We start from the raw sequence: 21,871 nt of genomic DNA on the forward strand, positions 1-21,871 counted from the left end.
AAAAGGAGCAGACATTAATGAAGACAAATCATAGTAAAATTGTAGATTGTACCATTCGTGATGGTGGATTGGTGAATAATTGGGACTTTAGCGTCGACTTTGTTCAAAAGCTGTATGCAGGGCTGAATGAAGCTGGCGTTGATTATATGGAAATTGGCTACAAAAATTCACCGAAATTGCTTAAAGGCTCCGAAGATGCCGGACCTTGGCGCTTCCTGAATGATGATTTTCTTCGTAAAGTCATTCCGCAAAAAGGCAACACCAAACTGTCTGCACTTGTGGATGTAGGACGTGTAGATGAGAACGATATTTTGCCGCGCAGTGAGAGCATGCTGGATCTGATTCGTGTCGCTTGTTACAGTAAAGATGTGGACAAGGCGCTTGAACTGGTGCAAACGTTCCATGATCGCGGTTATGAAACAACACTGAATATTATGGCACTCTCGAATGTTATGGAGAATGAATTGCTGGAAGCTTTTGAAATGATCAAGGAGAGCTCCGTTGATGTTGTCTATATCGTAGACTCATACGGTAGTCTGGATCATAACGATGTGAAATATCTGGTGGAGAAGTTCAAAACTCATCTTCCGAACAAACGTCTTGGCGTTCACACGCATAACAACATGCAACTTGCGTTCTCTAACACGCTCGTAGCCGCTGAACTTGGAGTTGAATTGTTGGATGCTTCTGTATACGGTATGGGACGCGCTGCAGGAAACTGCCCAACAGAACTGCTGGTAGCACATTTGAAAGGAACCAAGTATAATTTACGCCCAGTGCTTGAAGTATTGGAACAGCTTATGGTTCCACTGAGAGAAAAAGAAGAATGGGGTTATATCCTGCCTTACATGATTACAGGGACGCTGGATGAGCATCCAAGGTCGGCTATGGCACTTCGTTCATCGGAGAACAAAGACAAAGTCGTTGACTTCTATGATAAGTTGACAACGCCTGAAGTAAACTTCGATAAATAAAAATAGTCTTAAATACAGTTGTAAATTTGAAAAAACATGGCCTCTTACTCGGGGTCCATGTTTTTTTAGTTCTTTGTGCCTTGTTTTTACTCATTTCCATGAATAGATATTCCTACTTATAACTATTTTTTAGTTCACGAATAGGGATTTAAATGTTATTATGTACCAGATAGAATATATGGATTTTTAAATTAAACAGTGGTCAATATATGTTTTTGTCGAAATGTGTAATATACTTGGTGAATCAGATCAATAGAATTCAGTTGTACACGTATTACAGGATAGTGATCCCGGGAAGGAAAACATGGCATGAAGTTTAAAACGCAAGGTCAGAGTCAAATAGGTTGGGTCGCCATCGGCGGCTTATTGTTTTTCCTCGTAAGTCAATGGTTTCGTTCTTCTTCAGGCTATGATCTGAATTATTCGGGTTACCCGGTGATAACACTTTTAGGTGGATTTGCTGCAACGGCCGCCTGTATCGGTATTTATAATCAAAGCTGGCTATTTCAAACTCAAAAATTGACGCTACGCAGAGTGTTAATGACAACACTCTTTTTAATGTTAGGTCTATTTGAACTGGTGCATATCGTTTCGTTTGCAGAAGAAGTTCCTAACAGAGCGATGATGGAATCCGATTTTTCATTAATGATGTCAACGATGGGATCACTGGTTTGTTCTGCGGGACTGTTATTTATATATAGCATACACGAGAAGCAAGTTGCATTACCGCGCAAATTTCTTCTGTTCAGCGCTACCCTTGGTGCCTTTCTGATTTTGTACATCTGTTCTATTCAAGAGTGGAGTTTTCTACCTGAGATGCTTGATGGTCATCTGCTTGGTAAAGTATTCACTCGCCTGCATTGGGTCGCAGGTCTGCTGTATGTTACTGGGGCTGTCGTTCTGTATGTGCAGTGGAAAAAGACAAAAAACGCCGATCTACCACCTATCCTGAGCGGTATACTCTGTTTTCTGCTAGGTCAGGGGTATTTCGTGACTGCAAGTGTAGTGGACGATCTCAATCTGCTGCTTGGTATGCTAAGCAATTGTTTGGGCTACTTTTTCATTCAAAAGGGGCTCTATGCATCCGTAGTTGATACCCCCTTCCTGCAACAACAGGCCGCTGAGGCCAAAATGAACTATATCGCACACCATGATGACGTCACCGGCCTTCCAAATCGCCGTCGCCTAAGTCAACGCCTGCAACTCATGCTGGATGATGCGGTTGTGGAGGAAAAGCTCGTCGGTGTACTTGTACTCAACATTAATCGTTTCAAAACCATAAATGACTCCCTGGGACAACAAGCGGCTAATCGGGTTCTGCGTCAGGTTGGACAGCGATTGAATCATTCATCTCTTCCGGGAGAAGAGGTGTTTGGTCTAGGTAGAGATGAATTTGCGCTGACCATGACGGACTTTTATAGTACAGATACGGCATTACGCCGGACACGGTCCATTCTGCAACTTTTTGAGAAACCCGTTATGGTGGATGGGAGCGAATATCATCTTACGCTGGGCATAGGTATGGCGATCTTTCCTTATGATGGAGAATCTCCCCAAGAGATTATTCAGAATGCCGATACGGCTCTGCATAGTGCGAAGGAGCAGGGAATTGAACTCAACCGCTACGCACATGCCATGCAGATGAAAGCTCAGGAACGATTGCAACTTGAAAATGATCTGCGCAAAGCATTGGCTCGGGGGCAGTTTTATCTGGTATACCAACCTCAGGTGAATCTGCAAAGCGGACTGATCGTAGGCATGGAAGCCCTTGTGCGATGGCATCATCCGCAACGCGGTTCAGTGTCACCGGCAGAGTTTATTCCGCTGGCCGAGGAGAGTGGACTGATTGTTCCGCTTGGAGAATGGGTGCTGCGAGAGGCATGTGCACAGAACAAGCTATGGCAGGAAGCGGGATATCGCAAGTTATGTGTGTCCGTTAACCTGTCGATGAGACAGTTCAGACATTCCCACCTGCTCGACAGCATCAACAGTATTCTCAGAGAAACGGGACTTGAACCGGCATGGCTTGAACTGGAGATCACGGAGAGCATGACGTTTGACAAAGACCGGGCCTTTGAACAGCTTCATAAAATTAAAGAGATAGGTGTACATATCAGTATTGATGACTTTGGCACGGGATACAGCTCACTACATTATCTCAAGGATCTGCCGATTGACCGGCTCAAGATTGACCGATCATTTGTGAATGAAATAATGGAAGACAGCAATAACGCTGCTATTGTATCCACGATTACTTCGATGGCACACCATTTACAACTCAAGGTTACAGCAGAAGGTGTTGAGAACGAGGAACAGATGATGTTTCTTCGCAATCAGCATTGTCATGAGGCACAAGGTTATTTTTTCGGTAAACCGATTGAAGCGGCGGACTTTGAGCAAAGGTTCCTTAGAGATATTGACAAGCCTGCGGGATAAGGAGTAGCAGGGTCGCGAGAGCGTTCCTGCCTTTCTGGTATCCAATTCTAGGAAAAAACTGTTGATATGCCTTGCACGTTAGTGCGGATCGTGGTATATTAGGTTTTGTAAAATCACTGTTAACTTCCATTTGGAATTTAACGGGACGTAGCTCAGCTTGGTAGAGCACCTGGTTTGGGACCAGGGGGTCGCATGTTCAAATCGTGTCGTCCCGATTGTTCATTTTGCGGGTGTAGTTCAATGGTAGAACTTTAGCCTTCCAAGCTAATAGCGTGGGTTCGATTCCCATCACCCGCTTAACAGCAGTACCTGGAAAACCCTTGGATGTTCAAGGGTTTTTCTTTTTTTTGAATTTAGATACAGACAATGACATCTTGACCTTTGCTTTTTTTCAATGATCTGGTACAATAACGGAGAATTGATACTACACATGAATGAGAGGTAACCATACGTCCCATGAAGTAAGACACATGAAGTGAACCCCAGTTAACTGCAGATTGTTGTATGACGCAGTCAGCCGAGCGGCTGAGCAATGAGGGGATTCGTGTGTCCAAATTCAGCTATAGGGAATAGTATGGAAGAAGCAAGTTTTTCGGCTTGCGTAGGCCCTCGTCAGGGTTTCTTTGTTCATGCTATGGTAGCCTCATATCTGTATTTTGAACGCGTTAATCCATTCAAAATTGCTAAACCGCCGGCTGATGCCAGCGGTTTTTTTTTGGATTTTTTGTTCAGGAAGGATGAGGACTCATGACGACATTGGTGCGCTTACATGAAGTATCAAAAGAATGGAACGGTAATGAATTGTTTGCCGGATTGAACCTTGAAATTAACGAGGGCGAACGACTTGCCATACTAGGCCGCAATGGATGCGGTAAAACGACACTTTTACGGATTATACTCGGCGAGGAGGATGGAGGTGGACGGATTGATCGTCAACTTCCATTGTCAGAATGGGGTTTCATGCGTCAGCGCTCAGAGGTGCCGAGTGGAATAAATGTATTGGATGCAGTAAGGCGGGAGAGTGGACGTATTGATGAAATCAAGCGGAAGCTGGAAGAACTCGAGCGCCGATTGAGCGATGCTGATGGTACCGAAGATAACGCTTTGCTGAACGAGTATGCCCGATTTTTGGAGGAATATGAGCAATTGAACGGTTACATGTGGGAAACAGAGGTGGAGAAGGTATTAACCCGCCTCGGGCTTACTACAGAACACTGGAGCAGGCCTTATCACTCACTCAGCGGTGGTCAGAAAACGAAAGCACGACTTGCAGGACTGCTGGTCAGCAATCCCAAATTTCTGATTTTGGATGAACCAACGAACCATCTGGATGAAGAGAGCATGCGTTGGCTGGAGACTTGGTTATCCGCATACGAGGGAACGGTGCTGTTTGTATCCCATGACCGGACATTTATTGACCGGGTAGCGACCAGTGTAATTGAATTTAATGCAGAGAAACTAACCAAATATAAGGGCGGTTACACCGATTACAAAGGCCATAAAGAGCGGGAACTGAAGGAACAGGAGACGATTTATCGCAAGCAACAGCTGGAACGTAAAGCACTGGAGGAGACCATTCGTAATTATCAGCAGTGGTTCCATAAAGCTCATGACTCGGCAGGAGGCCAAGAGGTGAAGATTACCCAGAGCTTCTACAAGGCCAGAGCCAACAAAAATATTTCGCGTTATCATGCCAAACAGAAGCAACTGGAGCGGCTCGAAAATGAGCGAGTGGATAAACCACGGGAAGCTACGAAACTGAATATGGAGCTACAAATGACTTCACTCGGTGCACGTCAACTTCTTGCGCTGGAAGAAGTGAGTTTTTCATACGATCCAAAGCAGTCATTTCTTTATGATTTGCGGCTTGCGGTCGAGCGTGGGGATCGGCTTGCCGTGCGTGGGGCAAACGGATCGGGCAAGAGCACGTTGCTGAAATTAATAATTGGAGAGCTTCAGCCTTTACAGGGAAAGATCAGCCGTCATCCCCAGCTTAGCATCGGTTACTTTTCACAAGAACTGGAGGGATTGCCTGGGGATGCAACGCTGCTGGACAGTTTGCTGGTTCTTCCTTCCATGACGCAAAGTGCCGCGCGAACCATCCTGGGATGTTTTTTATTTTCACGAGAAGATGTGTTTAAACGTATTGGAGATTTAAGTATGGGGGAGAAATGCCGTGTAGCCTTTCTACGGTTGTATTTCGGCGGTGCTAATCTGCTTGTACTGGATGAGCCAACGAATTATCTCGACATCGACACCCAGGAAGTGATGGAGAATGTGTTAAAAGAAGCCTCTGGCGCACTGGTTATCGTATCCCACGACAGGATGTTGACCCGATCTTTGGCGAATCGTCTGTGCGACTTAAAGCCGGATGGAACAGCATCGCTCTTCGAAGGCGGTGTAGCCGATTGGGAACAAACGGTGCAACTACGGGAGTCTGCACTGGGCACACGTGATTCGGATGATGAGCGTCTGCGGCTGGAGATGAGACTGTCTGAGTTGCTTTCTTCCGCAAGTCCTGCAGGAACGGAACGAGAACGCTTTTCGCTCACGGAGCCTGCGGCAGAGATGGAGGCGGAATCAGCCGAGATTCGTGTCATTCAACAACGGTTGAAGGAGCTGAGAAATCAAGGTGCATCTGCAAATTAGCAATTGGGCATGCTTGCTATTTCACCGTATTTTGCATATAATAATGAACGATCATCGATCATTGGTATCGATAAAGGTTAGTTTAATTTGAACAAACGTATTGATGGAGACAAGTAAGCAGTGCCTCTGGACAGGGAGGAAGCGCCGTAGATTGAGAGCGTTTCTGTAGAACCAGGCTGCCGAAATTCACTCCGGAGCGGTTCCCTGAACCTGATGATGTGTGCAGACACAGAGACGAAAGTAGGGGTAAACGGTTAACGGTCGTTATTCCGTACAAAGTGAGACAGAACGTGTTGCAGAGCTTTTTTGCAATGTGACAACGGGAGTCTAACAAGGGTGGTACCACGGTCTTTTCGTCCCTTTTGGGGAGAAAAGGCCTTTTTTTGTTGCAATAACAGCATTTAAAGGAGGCAATTACACATGAAAGAACGTTTGGAAGCATTAAAGATCGAAGCGCTGGAACAGCTATCGGGCGTTAACGATCCGCAGACGCTGGCTGATCTGCGTGTAAAGTATTTGGGCAAAAAAGGGGCACTGACTGAGATTCTGCGCGGCATGGGTTCACTAAGTGCCGAAGAACGCCCAGTCATTGGGCAAGTCGGTAACGAGGTTCGTGGAGCGATTGAAGAGGTGATCAACAGTAAGCAGGAGCAGTTCCAAAAGGAAGAGACTGCGAAGCGTCTTCAATCCGAGAAGGTTGACGTAACCTTGCCGGGGCGTCGCGGACGTCAAGGCGGATTGCATCCATTGACCAAAGTGGTGCAGGAGATCGAAGATATTTTCATCGGTATGGGATACCGCGTAGCAGAAGGTCCTGAGGTGGAGATGGACTATTACAACTTCGAAGCTCTGAATCTGCCGAAGAACCACCCGGCGCGTGATATGCAGGATTCCTTCTATGTTACTGAGGATCTGTTGATGCGTACACACACCTCTCCAGTACAAGTTCGTACGATGCAAAGCATGAAAGGTGAGGTGCCTGTCAAAGTCATCTGCCCTGGTAAAGTATATCGCCGTGATGACGACGATGCGACACACTCCTTCCAGTTCCATCAAGTCGAAGGCCTTGTAATCAGTGAAAACATTCGAATGAGTGATTTGAAAGGAACGTTGCTGCAATTTGTGCGTGAAATGTTCGGCGCTCACACGGAAATTCGTCTGCGTCCAAGCTTCTTCCCGTTCACCGAGCCAAGTGCGGAAGTGGATGTAACTTGTGTACAATGCGGTGGTAGCGGATGTCGTGTCTGTAAGCAAACAGGCTGGCTCGAAATTTTGGGCGGCGGTATGGTTCACCCGAAAGTGCTGGAGATGGGCGGATATGACCCGGAGAAATACAGTGGTTTTGCCTTTGGTATGGGTGTAGAACGGATCGCGATGCTGAAGTACGGCATAGATGATATTCGTCATTTCTATAACAGTGATCAGACTTTCCTGAAACAATTCGGACGTCTGTAATGATATTGATTGTCAATGAACGTCAAACTAATACAAAGATTAAGGAAGTGAACGTGCATGAGAGTATCGACAGATTGGCTGTCTGATTACATTGCCCTTGAAGGTGTAACCCCACAGGAGCTGGCAGAAAAAATCACCCGTGCAGGGATCGAAATTGATGTTGTGGAGAACCGCAACCAAGGGGTAAACAAGGTTGTTGTTGGTTATGTGAAGAGCAAGGAGAAACATCCGGACGCTGATAAACTGAATGTCTGTGTGATTGATGCAGGACAAGAGGAAGAGCTACAGATCGTATGTGGCGCGAAAAATGTGGATGCGGGTCAAAAAGTAGCGGTAGCCCTTGTTGGCGCAAAGCTTCCAGGCGGGCTGGATATTAAAAAAGCGAAGCTGCGCGGCGTTGTATCGCTTGGTATGATCTGTTCGGCCAAGGAGCTTGGCATGAACGACAAATTGCTACCTAAAGAGCAACAGGAAGGTATTCTTGTGCTGCCGGAAAACACAGAGATCGGCACGCCAATCAGCCAGGTGCTGGGTCTGGATGATCATGTGCTGGAGCTCGACTTGACGCCGAACCGTTCCGACGCCTTGAGTATGCGCGGTGCGGCATACGAAGTGGGTGCGATTCTGGGACGCGAAGTGACGTTGCCGAATCCGAAAGATCAACTGGTTGAAGCTGGTGATGAAGCCGCTAATCATATTTCTGTAGAGATCAAAGCTCAGGAGCAATGTAGCCATTATGCGGCTCGTTATGTGACTGGAATCAAGCTGGGGGCTTCCCCGCTCTGGATGCAGAACCGTCTCATGGCGGCAGGCGTACGTCCAATTAACAATATCGTGGATATTACCAATTATGTCATGCTGGAATACGGGCAGCCGTTGCATGCGTTTGATGCGGATAAGCTGGAGAACGGCCGTATTGAGGTGCGTATGGCACACGAAGGCGAAACGATTGTGACGTTGGATGGACAGGAGCGTAAGCTGGAACCGCATATGCTGCTTATTACCGATGGCGTGAAGCCTGTTGCCATCGCCGGGGTTATGGGTGGTGAAAATTCCGAGGTATCGGAAGGCACCGTGAATCTGCTCTTGGAGTCCGCCAAGTTTGATGGCGGAACGGTTCGGAAGACGTCGCGCCAACTGGGGCTACGTTCCGAAGCAAGCTTGCGTTTTGAAAAAGAAGTAGACCCGGGTGCTGTAATTACGGCTCTGGATCGTGCGGCTGAACTCATTCAGCGTTATGCATCAGGCCAAGTACATCAAGGGATTGTGCAGGCTGGGGCTGAAGCTTCCGAGAAACGTGTCATTCAAATGTCTCTGAACAGACTTAATCGTTATTTGGGAACGGATCTTTCTCTGCTTGAGGTGAAAACAATCTTTGCCCGGTTGCACTTTGCATGTGGTGATGCGGAGCAGGGTGTTCTCGATGTGGAAGTGCCTACTCGCAGAGGGGATATCACGATAGATGTGGATCTGTTCGAAGAGGTTGCCCGTCTATACGGGTACGACAACATTCCAACAACGTGGATTGAGGGCCCGACTACACCAGGAGCATATACCCGTCCTCAAGCCATTCGTCGTACGATCCGTGGGTTGATGTCTGGTAGCGGCTGGCAGGAAATGATCAGTTATTCCTTTGTTCATCCGGACAAATCAGTGCTGTTCCCTGCGCTGACACAAGGAAGCAAAGCGGTTAAGCTGGCTATGCCGATGAGTGAAGATCGTAGTGTGTTGCGTACGAGCATTCTGCCGCAGATGCTGGATGCTGCTGTATACAACATGAATCGGAAGCAGGATTCGCTTGCTGTGTTTGAAGTAGGCAGTGTTTTCTTCACGGAGGAAGAGAAGCTGACGAAGCAACCGCATGAAATTCCGGTACTCTCCATGTTGCTTACGGGTGACCGTGTAGCGCAACAATGGAATGTAGGAGCAGAGAAAGTGGACTTCTTTGACATCAAAGGTGCACTTGAGAACTTGTTTGCTTATTTGGGGCTTGAGCAGCGGATTCGCTTCGTGGCGAACAGTCCGGAAGGATTCCATCCAGGGCGTTCTGCCTCCATCTATCTGGATGGCAAAGATGGAAGTGAAGGCACATTGATCGGTACTCTCGGTCAGTTGCATCCAGAACTACAGCAACAATATGATCTGAATGATGTTTATGTTGCTGAAATTGCTCTTGAAGCGATATATCAGGAAGCGGATGCGGATATTCGTTATCGTGAGCTTCCGCGCTTCCCGGCAGTAGAGCGGGATATTGCCGTGGTGGTAAACAAGAATATCGAAGCTGGCGACATGCTCCGTACCATCCGTGAATGTGCGGGTGAACTGTTGCAGAACGTACAGGTATTTGACGTATTCACAGGCAGCAAGCTGGGTGAAGACAAGAAAAGTGTGGCCATGGCTCTGGTATACCGAAACCGTGAACGCACGTTGACAGACGAGGAAGTTACCGAAGCTCATGCGCGGGTCGTAACACGTTTGGAAGAGCAATTCAACGCAGAACTGCGCAAATAAGACAGAAGTCAATTTTTTGAACAAAGATTAGCAGGAATTGCTCGAAGTCACATCGAATCCTTAGCAATAGAGGATCGATGTGACTTTTTTGTCATTACAGCTTAGAATCAACATACAGACTTGAAGGAGGGCACAACTGTGACTACACCTGATCGTACACGCGTCACCGTAGAGATCTACGGGACTTCCTATAAACTGGTCGGCAGCAGTGCCGATTATATGAAACAAGTAGCTAATCTGGTAGATGAGCGTATGAGCGCCATCTCCAAAAGTCATTCCCGTTTGGACACGCCGCGTATTGCTGTACTTGCGGCCGTACATATGGCTGAGCAGTCTCTACAGACGCAGGAGATCCGAAATGAGCTCAAGATGCTCACGGGAGAACGTACAGAACTTCGAAATGAATTGAACCGATTAAACGCCATTCAGAGCGAACACCAAAAAGAATTGCAACAGCGAGATCAGTCTCTCGCTGAGGTTCGCCAGAAGAAGATTGAGGCGGAGCAGGCTTTGCAAAAGCTCACCGCAGACAAGCAGGCTGAAATCTCCAAACTGAATGCGATGTTGGAGCAAGAGCGCAGCCAAATGAAGGATCAGATCCAGAAGATGCAAGCGCAAGCCGCGTCACAACTCAAAGAGGCAGAAGTGAAAGCTAATACACGTGTAAAGGAAGCAGAGGAAAAAGCGGCAAGCCAACTCAAACAAGTACAGGCTCAATCTGCGTCGCAACTTAAAGAAGCACAGAACCGTGCGGCAGCTGAGCTACAGCAAGTGCGGGCCAAAGCCGCAACTGAGTACAAGGAGTTGCAGGAAAGAACTGCGGCACAATTGAAGGAAGCCGAAAGCAAGGCAGTAGCAGAGCGCCAAAAACTGCAGGTTCAGGCGGCAGAGCAGGTACAAGCGGCCAAAGAAGAGGCAGAAGCCGCGATCCTCTCTGAACTGGAACAGGCTGAAGTCAAATTGAGACAGGTGGAGGAAGAGGCAACCCTCCAATATAGCGAACTTGAAAATCAAATGAAGCAACGTCTGGAGCAAGCCGAGCAGAATGCACAGAAGCAGGCGGATGCGTTCGAAGCACAAGCGAAACAAGAGCGTGAAGCATGGATTGCTGAAGCTGAACAGAAGCATCAGGCTACACTGGAGCAATTGCAGGCTGAGTTTAAAGCTCTTTCCGAGCAATCCGAACTGGAATGGATGGAGAAAGAGGCATTTTATGAAGAGCAATTGAAAGAAGAGCAGGAAGCAGCGGCTACCCGTACAGCTGAGGCAACGGCTGCGGCTGAAGAAACGCTACAGCAGGAGCGGAGTAAACTGGCTCGTCAGTTGCAGGAAGAACGCGCTCAGGCAAATGCTCGCATAACGGAGATCAATGAACAACTGGGAGAGGTTCGGAGTCAGCTTCAACATGCGCAGGAAGTGGTGTCTGAGCAAGAACAGTTGCTTCAAGCGGAACGTACCCATGTGGAGTCATTGCAACAGGAGCACGAGATCCGTATTCAGGATCAGGAGACTCAGACACGTCGAATTGCGGAGCTTCAGCAGCAATTGGAGCAATTGAGAGGAGACAGCAATGATCTGCAGAACAAACTCCGTGAAACGGAGCAGTCGTTGAAACAGACACAGGACTCTCAGCAACAGTTGCAAGATCTGTATAATGAAGCAGTGGATCGTGAAACAGCGCTCACAGCTCAACTGCGTAAACTCCAGGAACAGCATACCCAGCTTGAACAGGATGCGCAGCATTTGCTTGAAGCAGAAGCGAAGTCAGAAGAAGAACAGCGCAGATTGCACAAGGTGCTTGAGCAGGCACATGCGGCTGTACGTACATTGCAAAATGAGATCACAACACTAACGGAGAGTGAACAATCATGGAAAGATCTTGCTGAACAGCGACTCGCCGATATTGGCGATCTGGAGAATCAGATTCTCGAAGCGGCCGATCAGAATGAAACGCTGGAGGCTGGTGTACAGTCCTTACATGATGAACTTTCCGTTGTAAAGGAAGAAGCACGTCTCTACAATGAAGAGGCTGTTCGTTATGAGAAAGAAAACGAGGTCCTGGAAGAAAAACTCAAGCAATTGGATGAGGAATTACAAGGCACACGCCGTGAACTAAATGATAAGCATGAGGAGTTAGCTGATACTCGCGATGAATTGCATAGTGCCCAAGAGGAATTAAGCCGTTTGCAAGAACAATACAAGCAGATCCGTAACGATTATAGTGATGCTCTCCAACGAGAAGAAAATGCTGGTTCTCTAATGAGTGAACTCGAAGCGGAGAAGAATGCGCTGGAGCAATCGCTGAACGAAGCAAGACAGTCCGCTGAGCAGCTTGCCAAGCGTTATACAGAGCAAGCGAATCAACTCGCGCAGACGGAAGAGGAAGCTCTCGAATGGCAAATTAAACATGAGGATCTGTCGGCCAACCAGGCGGAACTGTCTTCTCGCATCGAGCAACTAATGACACGTGAAGAAGAGCTTCGCTCACAGTTGGAACAGGCAACTCAGTCGGCAGAACAGAACGAACAGGTATGGAAGCTCCGAGCTGACGAATGGGCGGAGCAGGAGCAGGCATGGCAGGATCGCTGGACAGCGCTGGAGAGTGAATTGACAGCGTGGCAACGAGAGAGTGCAGCGAGTTCCGAGAAGCTGGAAGAACTGGTACAAGAACGAGACCAGTTGCTCAGGGAACGTTCACAGCGGGAACAGCATCAAGTGGAGGCTGATGAGGAGAAGCAGATCATGGAGAATGAACTGCGAGAAATAAGTGAACGTTATGAACTAGCGGCAAACCAGCTTCGGTTGATGCAGGTTGAGCGAGAGATGGAACAAGAAAAGGCGGAGCAACTCAATACGGAATATCGTCAGTTGCATGATGAATATACGAAGTTACAGACGGAATATAACGAATGGATTGAATTGATTGAGCAGGATCAGACGTAACGAATGACTCTTTTCGTCGATGTGCTGACCAGCAAACTCTTGCATAATTTGTTATAATACACAAAGAGCTCCCGTCGCTACGGGGGCTCTTGTCTTGAAGTGTTATTCTTCTACTATAATTTTGGAGATCATGCTACTGTGTCCAGATCCACAAGAAACGGAACATGACATTTCGAACTCTCCGACTTTGTCCGGGACAATGACTTTGGAACTTTTTTGAGTGTCTAGCAGAAGATTGAACTCAGGCACGAGCAAACCGTGATTTCCGTTGACGTTTTCATAAACAATCTTCACAGGCACACCTTTTTTGAGTCGATATTCGGGTTGATCGAATTCGTAGTTGCTTGCCTTGATCACCAGTTGTTCGCTGGCTGTAATCTCTGGCTCGGATGCTGAATCTTTGGGACTACCGCATGCAGCAAGAACAAGAATTAACATACACGCGGCAAGCCATGTTATACCTTTCTTCATCATGTACCTCCTTCAGACGTGTGAGATGGATAAAATTTGAATGATTTCTCAAATCATCATACCGCAATCTGGCGATGCCTGTACATGTGGGGTATGTCGTTTTATTGAAATTTATCGATAGTTGCTGATCACTTGATGTGCAAAAAGAAAAACCTCTTCAGGCCAACGGCCTTCCGAGGTTTAGGTGTCTTGTTAGAGCGTTAGCCAACATGGCAGGCTGTCTTTAGCTTTTGGAGCTACGTCCGGCATCAAACGGTGTGGATACCGGGATGAAGAGATCGATAATCCCGATGACCAATGCGGCGAGAATGGCACCGAGCAGGCTGACCTCAACGTGATCAACCACATATTGACCCAGCCAAATGACCAGTGCACTTACGATAAAGCCGACGATTCCCCGGCCAAAAGGATTCACTCTTTTGCCAAAGATGCCTTCAACGATCCAGCCCAGCAAGGCAATGACCAATGCAAGCATCAGTGCGCTCCAGAAACCACCAACGGCGAAACCGGGAACGATCCAGCTTACAACCATTAAGACGATAGCTGCAATAATAAATCGTACGACATGGCCCAGAAAATTCATAGGGGTTACCTCCTTTGTTCAGATTGGATTGGGCATAAACATGGGAACTCTAAGGGAGTAAAATGAATAGCACAATCCTGACACATGTAGTTTGTGGCGTCATACCCCAAGTTATGTGTGGAAGGATTCGTTAAATAGCGCAACAAAGTTTCTTTCGTTATAATACAGGTATAGTTTGGAAGGAGTTGTACACTTGGACACGAAAATATTACACACATTAGAATATCGCAAAATTCTAAATACATTGATTGGCTTTGCTCAAACGTCAATGGGCAAGAAAAAAGCGGAGCAACTTGAACCGAATAGTGATCTTGAAGAAGTAAAACGTTTACTTCAACAAACGGATGAAGCTTTCACCTTTGAGCGTCTCAAAGGTTCCCCATCATTTGGCGGGATTGTAGACATCACGGCTTCTGTAAAACGTGCTGAGATTGGAGGCACCCTGAACCCGCATGAACTGCTGGGTATTTCCACAACGACACATGCGGCCAGACGATTGAAACGTCAGATTGCAACGCTGCATGAGGACGAGCCGATAGCGTCGCTCTTCTATATCAGTGACCAGTTGTCCGAGCAGAAGGAGCTTGAAGATGCGATCCGTATCTGTATTGATGATAATGCGGAGGTTGCAGATAGTGCGAGTGTAACGCTGGCACAGATTCGCCGTGAACTGCGCGGGGGAGAAGCACGGATTCGGGAAAAGCTGGATTCAATGATTCGTTCATCTACGGTATCCAAAATGCTTCAAGATCAGCTTATTACGATTCGTGGAGATCGATTTGTGATTCCGGTCAAAGCAGAGTACCGCTCTTATTTCGGCGGCATTGTTCATGATCAGTCTGGTTCAGGAGCGACTCTATTTATTGAGCCGGAATCCATCGTGGCTATGAACAATAAATTACGCGAAACCCGGATTCGGGAAGAACGTGAGATTGAGGTTATTTTGCAAAAATTGACGGCCCATGTCAGTGAGCAGGGTGAGTGGCTGTTATATGATGTCGATTTGCTGGCATCGCTTGATTTTATTTTTGCCAAAGCACGTTTAGCCCGTGAACTGAAAGCAACCCTGCCTCGGATGAATGATCGGGGTTTCCTGAAGCTGAAAAAAGGACGTCATCCGCTGATTCCGATTGAACATGTCGTTCCAATTGATGTAGAGCTGGGCAACGACTACACCTCTATTATCGTGACTGGACCGAATACGGGTGGTAAAACGGTAACGTTGAAAACCATCGGTCTATTAAGTTTAATGGCGATGTCGGGATTGTTTGTTCCAGCCGAAGACGGCAGTCAGCTATGTGTCTTTGATGCGATCTATGCCGACATTGGTGATGAGCAGAGTATCGAGCAGAATCTGAGTACGTTCTCTAGCCATATGACCAACATCATTCGTATTTTGAAAAATATGACGCCGAAAAGTCTCATCCTGTTGGATGAACTTGGAGCAGGAACAGATCCGGCAGAAGGTTCTGCGCTCGCCATCTCCATGCTGGAGCATATGCACCAGACAGGTTGCCGCATGGTGGCAACGACTCACTATAGTGAGTTGAAAGCTTATGCGTACGAGCGTAAAGGCGTTATTAACGCCAGTATGGAATTTGATATTAATACACTGAGTCCAACATACCGTTTGCTTGTCGGTGTACCGGGACGCAGTAACGCTTTTGCGATTGCAGAGCGCTTGGGGCTTCCGGGTTACATTCTGGATTATGCACGCGGTGAAGTGAAAGAAGAAGATCAGCGGATTGAACACATGATCGCTTCGCTCGAAGAGAACCGTCTAACAGCTGAACAAGAGCGCCAGAAAGCGGAAACGCTTCGTCAGGATATGGAGAAATTGCGCAGCCGCCATCAAGCCGAGCTGGAAAAGCTGGAACAACAGCGTGACCGCCGGATTGAAAAAGCGGAGGAAGATGCACGCAGCATTGTTGATAAGGCCCGTGCAGAAGCAGAGAAAATTATTGCGGATCTTCGTCAGCTGGCCCTGGAAGAGGGGGCTTCTGTCAAGGAGCATAAATTGATCGCTGCTCGTAAGCAGCTGGATGAAGCAGAACCGGAAAAACGTAAAAAAACGGTGAAAAAGACAGCTGCTCCGAAAGCACGTGCAATTGGCCCAGGTGATGAAGTTCTGGTTTATAGTCTGAATCAGAAGGGGCATGTCGTGGAGATGGCAGGCAACAAGGATGCTGTGGTACAGCTCGGCATTATGAAAATGAAAGTGTCGCTGGATGATTTGGAGTTGCAACAGACAGCACCAGCAGCAAAACAGCCAAAGCAAAAACCAGTCACAGGCATGAAGCGTACTCGAGATGATAACGTGAAGAGTGAGCTGGATCTGCGGGGGGCTAACCTGGAAGAGGCGCTGATGGAAGCAGATCGTTTCATCGATGAAGCATTCCTTGCCAACTTGGGTCAAGTGTATATTATCCATGGCAAAGGTACAGGAATTTTGCGTACGGGTATTCAGGATTACCTGCGGAAGCATAAACATATTAAAAGTTATCGTCTAGGCAATTACGGAGAGGGAGGAAACGGTGTAACCGTCGCTGAACTGGAATAGCCTCAAGATGAATAAACAATGCCTGCTGTTCAGTCAAGGTGGATAGCAGGTTCGGAAGGAGAATGGGAGTGAAAGAAGCGATTGACGGACTGCTGTCTCATCCGCTCGGGATGGTCCTCGGTTTCTTCTCGGTTGCCATTATGGAGTTGCTTGTTTTTCTGGCATGCTTCGAACTGGTGACCAAATATAAATGCTGGACGGAGATCAAAAAAGGCAATGTGGCTGTGGCTATGGCTACAGGCGGGAAAATCTTTGGGATTTGCAACGTACTCCGTTTTTGCATTCAAGCAAAATCTTCAGTATATGAAGCGATGACATGGTCATTTGTCGGGTTTGTTTTGTTGCTCATTGCTTATTTTTTGTTCGAGTTCCTGACGCCAGTGTTTTCAATTGACCGGGAGATTGAAGCAGATAACCGTGCAGTTGGATTAATATCCATGATCATTTCTGTCTCACTGTCCTTTGTTATTGGCGCAAGCATTGTCTAGGGGGATCGATGATGAAAATATTGATACGGATTTTGTTTGCGGCGTCGATTGTGTTTTTTGCCATCGGTGTGATCTATGTGTTAAATACGTAATTATATGAAAGAGAAAGGTTGATACATGATGGAAACAACGGTATGTCCTTGGTGTCAAACAGAGATTGTTTGGGATGAGGAACTGGGTCCGGAAGAAGAGTGTCCGTATTGTCATAATGAATTAAAGGGTTACCGTACACTGAACATTAACATTGGTGATGAAGAGAATGATGATAGCGAAGAAGAGTTCGACATGAAGGACATTTCAAACGATAAAGAGCAAATCTCGGACCTGACTTCGCTTTGGGGTGATGAAGTGGAACTGAAGTTGCCAGAACTTCGGACATTGAATAAATATGCAGATGAGGGCAACGATCTGATTCAATATGAACAAGGTGTAGAAAAGCAACTGGATCAGCAAGAGGAAGTACCAGAGTGTCCGAATTGTCGGGAATTCATGATTCTAGCTGGTACGCAGACAGCGAGTCAGGATACATTCACACCAGTGGCCAATGCTGCTTCTGGGAAAGGTGTTGTCTTGTCATCTCCATTTACGGTATTGACTTACGTGTGCTCTGGTTGCTTCCAGGTTCAATACAGTTTATCAGAGGATGACCGTCTGCGTTTGATTCAGAACCTGAGTGCACACGAATAGATCACATTGGTTTGAAAACTAATTTTATACAACACCAAAGATTCATCATGTTTTCCTCCGGCTTGGGGTACGTTAAGCCTTAAGAGCCACCTGTTCAAGTTAAGTTGGATTCAGGTCATGGAGGAGGGGCAGATGAAGATTACTTTGGGAAGACAATCCATTCTGCTTTTAGGCGTGAATGGATTGTTTGCGTTAGCCGGAGCCTTGTCCGGTACGTTTTTGAACGTGTTTCTATGGAAAAGCCGTCCGGATTACGCCATGCTCGGCTGGTTTACCATCAGTCAGCAACTGGCTATTGGCATCACGTTTTGGCTCGCGGGGAAGTGGGTCAAGGAACATAATAAAATGAGTGCATTGAGGCTTGGGACAGCATTATCTGGTATGTTCTATATGCTTGTTCTGTGGACTGGCAAGAGCGCTGTGGATTGGATCTGGCCGTTAGGTTTGCTCCTAGGATGTGCATTGGGGCTATTCTGGATTGCCTTTAATGTCGTCTATTTCGAAGTGACGGATCGGGAAAATAGGGACTTGTTTAATGGCTGGGTTGGTTTGTTAGGCTCTATGACAGGCATTGTTGGGCCGTGGTTTTCGGGCCTCATTATTTCACGTATGGCAGATAATACAGGATATCGGCTTATATTCACCGTATCTCTTGTTATTTATATTATTGCAGTGATTTTCAGTTTTTTTCTGAAAAAACGAAAAGTTAGCGGGACATACTGCTGGTTAGAACCCATCCGGCAGTTGTCCACCCCAAAGAGTCCGTGGAGGCCGCTTTCCATGGGGCTGTTTGCCCAAGGCGTTCGGGAAGGGGTATTTGCCTTTTTGATTGCACTGCTGGTTTATCTGGCGACAAGCCAGGAGTACAAGCTTGGACAATTCTCTCTTATTACTTCAGCTGTTGCGCTCGCCAGTTACTGGGCAGCAGGAAAATGGTTTAAACCTCATTATCGATCTAAAGGGATGTTTACAGGTTCCGTGTTGTTACTTCTGGTGTTGTTACCACTACTCTGGAAAGTGACATATGGGACACTGCTTTTTATGGGAATCGGAAGCGCTATAGCGATGCCGCTATATATTTTGCCGATGATCTCCGCAGGTTTCGACATGATGGGCACAAGCGGCGAAAATGTGGAGAAAAGGGTTGAACTTGTCGTATTGAGGGAACTCAGTCTGATGTGCGGGCGGCTTTTTGGCTTGACCGTATTTATGATTACTGTGTTAAACTCGCCATCAACTAAAGTGTTAATCTGGCTCATTATCATCCTTGGGGCTTTTCCGCTCATTGGCTGGATGTTTATGAGGAAACTTTTGATCAACACGACAGCTCGTGATTCATAAAAGTTTATAACTAAAAAAAAGGGTGCAGCGAGGGAATGGAAGTTATCCCTTAGCCGTACCCTTTTGTTGTTTTTCATACGACGAAACCGTATGTCATCCAATGTGTTTTTGCGTTTAGGCTGGAGATGGTTTGCTCGTTCTTGTTAGGGAGAAAAGCTTCATATCTTCATTCTGAACGCCGCTAATGGCATCTGCGATCAGTGAGGCCGCAATCATGCTGTACACCGTTCCGTTCCCACCGTACCCTTCGACAAAGTATGAATGTGGGTAATCCGGATGCGTACCAATGATGGGAAGGCCATCATGTGTATTACCAAATACAGCACCCCAAGCATAATCCACCTCTAGCTGATCAAGCGGGAAATATGTTTTGAGCTCATCTAGCAGAACATCGCCTTGATTTTTGGAACGGAGCTCGCGCTGATCCTTGTCCGGTGTTTCTTCATCAAGTCCACCCACGATAATGCGGTTGTCTGGCGTGGTACGCATATATAGATAAGGGCGAGCCGTTTCCCAGATCATAGCTTGCTCATGCCAAGAGCTCAGATCAGACAGAGGTTTGGTTGTTATAGCATACGTTGCTTTCAAATACGCTCCCCGGTCTTTTTTGATCTCTTGCGTTTCATAACCGGCTGCATAAACGATCTGCTTAGCTCGAATTTTGCCATGGGGAGTATAACACAAGACCCCTTCATCGTCATATTCACAGTGAATCATTTCTGTTTGTTCGTAGATACGTGCCCCATGTTGAACGGCCGACTCAAACAGCCCTTGCACAAACCGATACGGATTTACTTCCGCATCTCCTCTGGTGTATAAGGCGGCTGGTTTCACAAAAGGAAAATGGCTTTTGATTTGGTCTGCGTTCCATAGCTCTGCTTCGAATCCATGCTTTTGTAAGGTCTGATATTCTTCCTCTAGCAAAGAAACATCTTCTTCGCTGCTGGCAAAACAAAAGCTGTTTCGCGGAATAAACCACGGATCGGTCTTCAGACTCCCGGCAATTTCGGAAAGCTGCTGCATGGCTTCACGGCACAGCTGATAAAAGCGTACCCCTTTTGCTTCTCCAAATGTGTTGATGCACGATGTCAACGTTTTGTCATTGGTATATTGTAGCAGGCCGGTGTTGGCTGAACTGCTTCCATGTGCTATTTTTCGCTTGTCAATGACAACCGTATCGAATCCACGCTCTGCAAGCAGCCTTGAAGTCAGTGCACCTCCCATACCGCCACCAATAATCAAGCAGTCACAAGAGATGTCGCCATTTAAAGAGGGATAATCCACATCCGATTTATAAGTTGAAGGCCAGTAAGGTGTGCCATATACAAGATCCAATTGAACCAGCTCCTTTGTCTTCACATTGGTATAGTTTTGTATTTCAAGGTAACAATAAACTCGCATAAACTATAGATCTAGGAGGTACGACGTACATGCAACATTCACAAATGCAAGCCCTGAGTCCAAAAGAATTGAACTATATTGCCGATTCCATCTCCAACGAGGAGATGCTGATCAAGCAATGTGCAGCTACAGCTTCCATATCTACACATCCGGCTATTCAACAGGCATTGAATCAATATGTTCGCTCTCATGAGCAACATATGAACACATTGATTCAAACATTGCATCAGCATCAATCTCTTGCACCTTCCCAATCACAATAATTCACATCAACAAGCAACCCACAGCAATAAATCAGCACATAGGAGGAAAACACACATGTATAATCAAACCGGAACTTTTATGCAAGAACAGGATTTGTTAAAAACCATTCTTGCAGACCTGAGACGAACTTCGCGCGAATACACAACGGCTACAACAGAATCTTCCTGTCCGATGGTTCGCACTATGTTCAATGATTTGACGAATGATACACTTCGCCTGCAAGGAGAACTGTTTAACCTGATGCAGCAGAACAACATGTACTCCGCTTCTGCTAAAGCACCGCGTCAGGACTTGGACAAGCAGATTCAGTCTGCACACCAAGCACAGCAGAAATGTCAGCAATTCGTGCAAGAAAAAACTGTACAAACTAGCTCTTATGGTCAAGTGCCAAATGTATCTCCGCGTCAACCGAATTACGGCAACCCTTATTACATGTAACCTGTAGATAAGGGTTTTGAAGCATTTGCTTAAAGACCATACCACCGCTTGCCTGAATTGAAGGCAGGCGGTCTTTTGTCTATGCACCAACGTTGAATTCATGTAATATAAGTATTAATTCATTTTAGGAACCTGGATGACGCTGGAGGGAAAACGATGAAAGAGTTGAACGATCTGCAACTTAAAGTTCTGGATCTGTTGAAGGAAGACGCGAGAAGGACTCCCGCACTGCTGTCAACGCTGCTGGGGGAGTCGGAAGATAAAATCAAAGCTGCTGTAGCGCAGCTTGAACAAGAACACGTCATCGTAAAATATGCAACGGTAGTGAACTGGAGCAAAATTGATGATGAGAAAGTGACGGCCCTAATTGAAGTTCAGATTACACCTGAGCGTGGGCGTGGCTTTGAAGGGATTGCGGAAAGAATCTATCTTTATCCGCAAGTAAAGTCGGTTTACCTCATGTCAGGAGCATACGATCTGCTTGTTGAAGTAGAGGGTGGTAATCTGCGTGAAGTGGCTAACTTTGTATCGGAGAAGCTGTCTCCGATTGATTCAGTACTGTCAACCAAGACGAATTTTATTCTTAAAAAATATAAGCAGGACGGGATTATTTTTGAAGACCATCAGGAAGACAACCGTCTCATGATCTCGCCGTAAAGGAAGATGTGTC

The 21,871-nt window shown here is 46.7% G+C and carries 16 protein-coding genes and 2 tRNA genes; 15 read left to right on the plus strand and 3 right to left on the minus strand.

All coding sequences use genetic code 11. From position 1 onward, the window contains the following. Positions 1-17: 17 nt before the first annotated feature. From MHI38_RS24935 to MHI38_RS24970, 8 genes are all read left to right on the plus strand, one after another. Positions 18-974, plus strand: coding sequence for an aldolase catalytic domain-containing protein (locus MHI38_RS24935; protein ID WP_090922231.1), 957 nt, complete (start codon positions 18-20; stop codon positions 972-974). Between the two features lie 309 nt (positions 975-1,283). Beyond that, positions 1,284-3,410, plus strand: a complete 2,127-nt coding sequence (locus tag MHI38_RS24940) for a bifunctional diguanylate cyclase/phosphodiesterase (RefSeq protein WP_341181818.1) — start codon at positions 1,284-1,286, stop codon at positions 3,408-3,410. 141 nt (positions 3,411-3,551) lie between these two features. Continuing rightward, positions 3,552-3,625 (plus strand) — tRNA-Pro (locus MHI38_RS24945). Positions 3,626-3,636: 11 nt separating this feature from the next. After that, positions 3,637-3,707, plus strand: a tRNA-Gly gene (locus MHI38_RS24950). A 450-nt stretch (positions 3,708-4,157) separates the two neighbouring features. Beyond that, a complete protein-coding gene (gene abc-f / locus MHI38_RS24955) occupies positions 4,158-6,059 on the plus strand; it encodes a ribosomal protection-like ABC-F family protein (protein ID WP_341181819.1) in 1,902 nt (633 codons plus the stop codon). 420 nt (positions 6,060-6,479) lie between these two features. Beyond that, positions 6,480-7,514, plus strand: coding sequence for a phenylalanine--tRNA ligase subunit alpha (pheS, locus tag MHI38_RS24960; RefSeq protein ID WP_154886900.1), 1,035 nt, complete (start codon positions 6,480-6,482; stop codon positions 7,512-7,514). A gap of 57 nt (positions 7,515-7,571) precedes the next feature. Continuing rightward, the gene (pheT, locus tag MHI38_RS24965) at positions 7,572-10,025 is read left to right on the plus strand and encodes a phenylalanine--tRNA ligase subunit beta (protein WP_253495894.1); all 2,454 of its coding nucleotides are present in this window, start codon (positions 7,572-7,574) and stop codon (positions 10,023-10,025) included. 138 nt (positions 10,026-10,163) lie between these two features. Beyond that, on the plus strand, positions 10,164-12,968 hold the full coding sequence (locus MHI38_RS24970; protein WP_253495892.1) for a hypothetical protein: 2,805 nt from the start codon (positions 10,164-10,166) through the stop codon (positions 12,966-12,968). Between the two features lie 102 nt (positions 12,969-13,070). Here the strand turns inward: MHI38_RS24970 and MHI38_RS24975 are convergent, their stop codons facing one another. Both MHI38_RS24975 and MHI38_RS24980 read right to left on the minus strand, forming a co-directional pair. Then, positions 13,071-13,439, minus strand: coding sequence for a cytochrome C oxidase subunit II (locus MHI38_RS24975; RefSeq protein WP_253500257.1), 369 nt, complete (start codon positions 13,437-13,439; stop codon positions 13,071-13,073). 223 nt (positions 13,440-13,662) lie between these two features. Then, entirely contained in the window at positions 13,663-14,022 is a 360-nt protein-coding gene (locus tag MHI38_RS24980; protein WP_090922244.1) for a phage holin family protein, read from the minus strand. Between the two features lie 193 nt (positions 14,023-14,215). Between MHI38_RS24980 and MHI38_RS24985 the strand changes: the two genes are divergently transcribed. The 4 genes from MHI38_RS24985 to MHI38_RS25000 all read left to right on the plus strand — a co-directional run bounded on the left by MHI38_RS24985 (position 14,216) and on the right by MHI38_RS25000 (position 19,098). Beyond that, positions 14,216-16,582 carry an endonuclease MutS2 gene (locus tag MHI38_RS24985; protein ID WP_308722136.1) on the plus strand — a complete coding sequence of 789 codons (2,367 nt, stop codon included), beginning with the start codon at positions 14,216-14,218 and terminating at the stop codon, positions 16,580-16,582. 62 nt (positions 16,583-16,644) lie between these two features. Further along, positions 16,645-17,070, plus strand: a complete 426-nt coding sequence (locus tag MHI38_RS24990; RefSeq protein ID WP_090922248.1) for a DUF350 domain-containing protein — start codon at positions 16,645-16,647, stop codon at positions 17,068-17,070. A gap of 120 nt (positions 17,071-17,190) precedes the next feature. Next, complete coding sequence (locus MHI38_RS24995; RefSeq protein ID WP_090922301.1) at positions 17,191-17,757, plus strand: hypothetical protein; 567 nt, start codon at positions 17,191-17,193, stop codon at positions 17,755-17,757. Between the two features lie 132 nt (positions 17,758-17,889). After that, positions 17,890-19,098 carry an MFS transporter gene (locus tag MHI38_RS25000; protein ID WP_253495888.1) on the plus strand — a complete coding sequence of 403 codons (1,209 nt, stop codon included), beginning with the start codon at positions 17,890-17,892 and terminating at the stop codon, positions 19,096-19,098. Positions 19,099-19,212: 114 nt separating this feature from the next. Here the strand turns inward: MHI38_RS25000 and MHI38_RS25005 are convergent, their stop codons facing one another. Continuing rightward, complete coding sequence (locus tag MHI38_RS25005; RefSeq protein WP_253495886.1) at positions 19,213-20,433, minus strand: NAD(P)/FAD-dependent oxidoreductase; 1,221 nt, start codon at positions 20,431-20,433, stop codon at positions 19,213-19,215. Positions 20,434-20,528: 95 nt separating this feature from the next. Here MHI38_RS25005 and MHI38_RS25010 point away from each other — a divergent pair, with 95 nt between their 5' ends. From MHI38_RS25010 to MHI38_RS25020, 3 genes are all read left to right on the plus strand, one after another. Beyond that, the gene (locus MHI38_RS25010) at positions 20,529-20,762 is read left to right on the plus strand and encodes a hypothetical protein (RefSeq protein ID WP_090922254.1); all 234 of its coding nucleotides are present in this window, start codon (positions 20,529-20,531) and stop codon (positions 20,760-20,762) included. A 55-nt stretch (positions 20,763-20,817) separates the two neighbouring features. Continuing rightward, positions 20,818-21,201, plus strand: coding sequence for a spore coat protein (locus MHI38_RS25015; RefSeq protein WP_090922256.1), 384 nt, complete (start codon positions 20,818-20,820; stop codon positions 21,199-21,201). A gap of 156 nt (positions 21,202-21,357) precedes the next feature. Then, positions 21,358-21,858, plus strand: a complete 501-nt coding sequence (locus MHI38_RS25020) for an Lrp/AsnC family transcriptional regulator (protein WP_145328963.1) — start codon at positions 21,358-21,360, stop codon at positions 21,856-21,858. Positions 21,859-21,871: the final 13 nt, after the last annotated feature.

Origin of the sequence: Paenibacillus sp. FSL K6-1558 (genome assembly GCF_038002565.1) — a bacterium.
Taxonomy (GTDB): Bacteria; Bacillota; Bacilli; order Paenibacillales; family Paenibacillaceae; genus Paenibacillus; species Paenibacillus polysaccharolyticus.

Excerpts from the sequence above, each read along its gene's own strand:
- MHI38_RS24935 (WP_090922231.1), top strand. The coding sequence starts at position 18 with ATGAAGACAAATCATAGTAAAATTGTAGATTGTACCATTCGTGATGGT.
- MHI38_RS24940 (WP_341181818.1), top strand. The coding sequence starts at position 1,284 with ATGAAGTTTAAAACGCAAGGTCAGAGTCAAATAGGTTGGGTCGCCATC.
- abc-f (WP_341181819.1), top strand. The coding sequence starts at position 4,158 with ATGACGACATTGGTGCGCTTACATGAAGTATCAAAAGAATGGAACGGT.
- pheS (WP_154886900.1), top strand. The coding sequence starts at position 6,480 with ATGAAAGAACGTTTGGAAGCATTAAAGATCGAAGCGCTGGAACAGCTA.
- pheT (WP_253495894.1), top strand. The coding sequence starts at position 7,572 with ATGAGAGTATCGACAGATTGGCTGTCTGATTACATTGCCCTTGAAGGT.
- MHI38_RS24975 (WP_253500257.1), bottom strand. The coding sequence starts at position 13,439 with ATGAAGAAAGGTATAACATGGCTTGCCGCGTGTATGTTAATTCTTGTT.
- MHI38_RS24980 (WP_090922244.1), bottom strand. The coding sequence starts at position 14,022 with ATGAATTTTCTGGGCCATGTCGTACGATTTATTATTGCAGCTATCGTC.
- MHI38_RS24990 (WP_090922248.1), top strand. The coding sequence starts at position 16,645 with ATGGGAGTGAAAGAAGCGATTGACGGACTGCTGTCTCATCCGCTCGGG.
- MHI38_RS24995 (WP_090922301.1), top strand. The coding sequence starts at position 17,191 with ATGGAAACAACGGTATGTCCTTGGTGTCAAACAGAGATTGTTTGGGAT.
- MHI38_RS25000 (WP_253495888.1), top strand. The coding sequence starts at position 17,890 with ATGAAGATTACTTTGGGAAGACAATCCATTCTGCTTTTAGGCGTGAAT.
- MHI38_RS25010 (WP_090922254.1), top strand. The coding sequence starts at position 20,529 with ATGCAACATTCACAAATGCAAGCCCTGAGTCCAAAAGAATTGAACTAT.
- MHI38_RS25015 (WP_090922256.1), top strand. The coding sequence starts at position 20,818 with ATGTATAATCAAACCGGAACTTTTATGCAAGAACAGGATTTGTTAAAA.
- MHI38_RS25020 (WP_145328963.1), top strand. The coding sequence starts at position 21,358 with ATGAAAGAGTTGAACGATCTGCAACTTAAAGTTCTGGATCTGTTGAAG.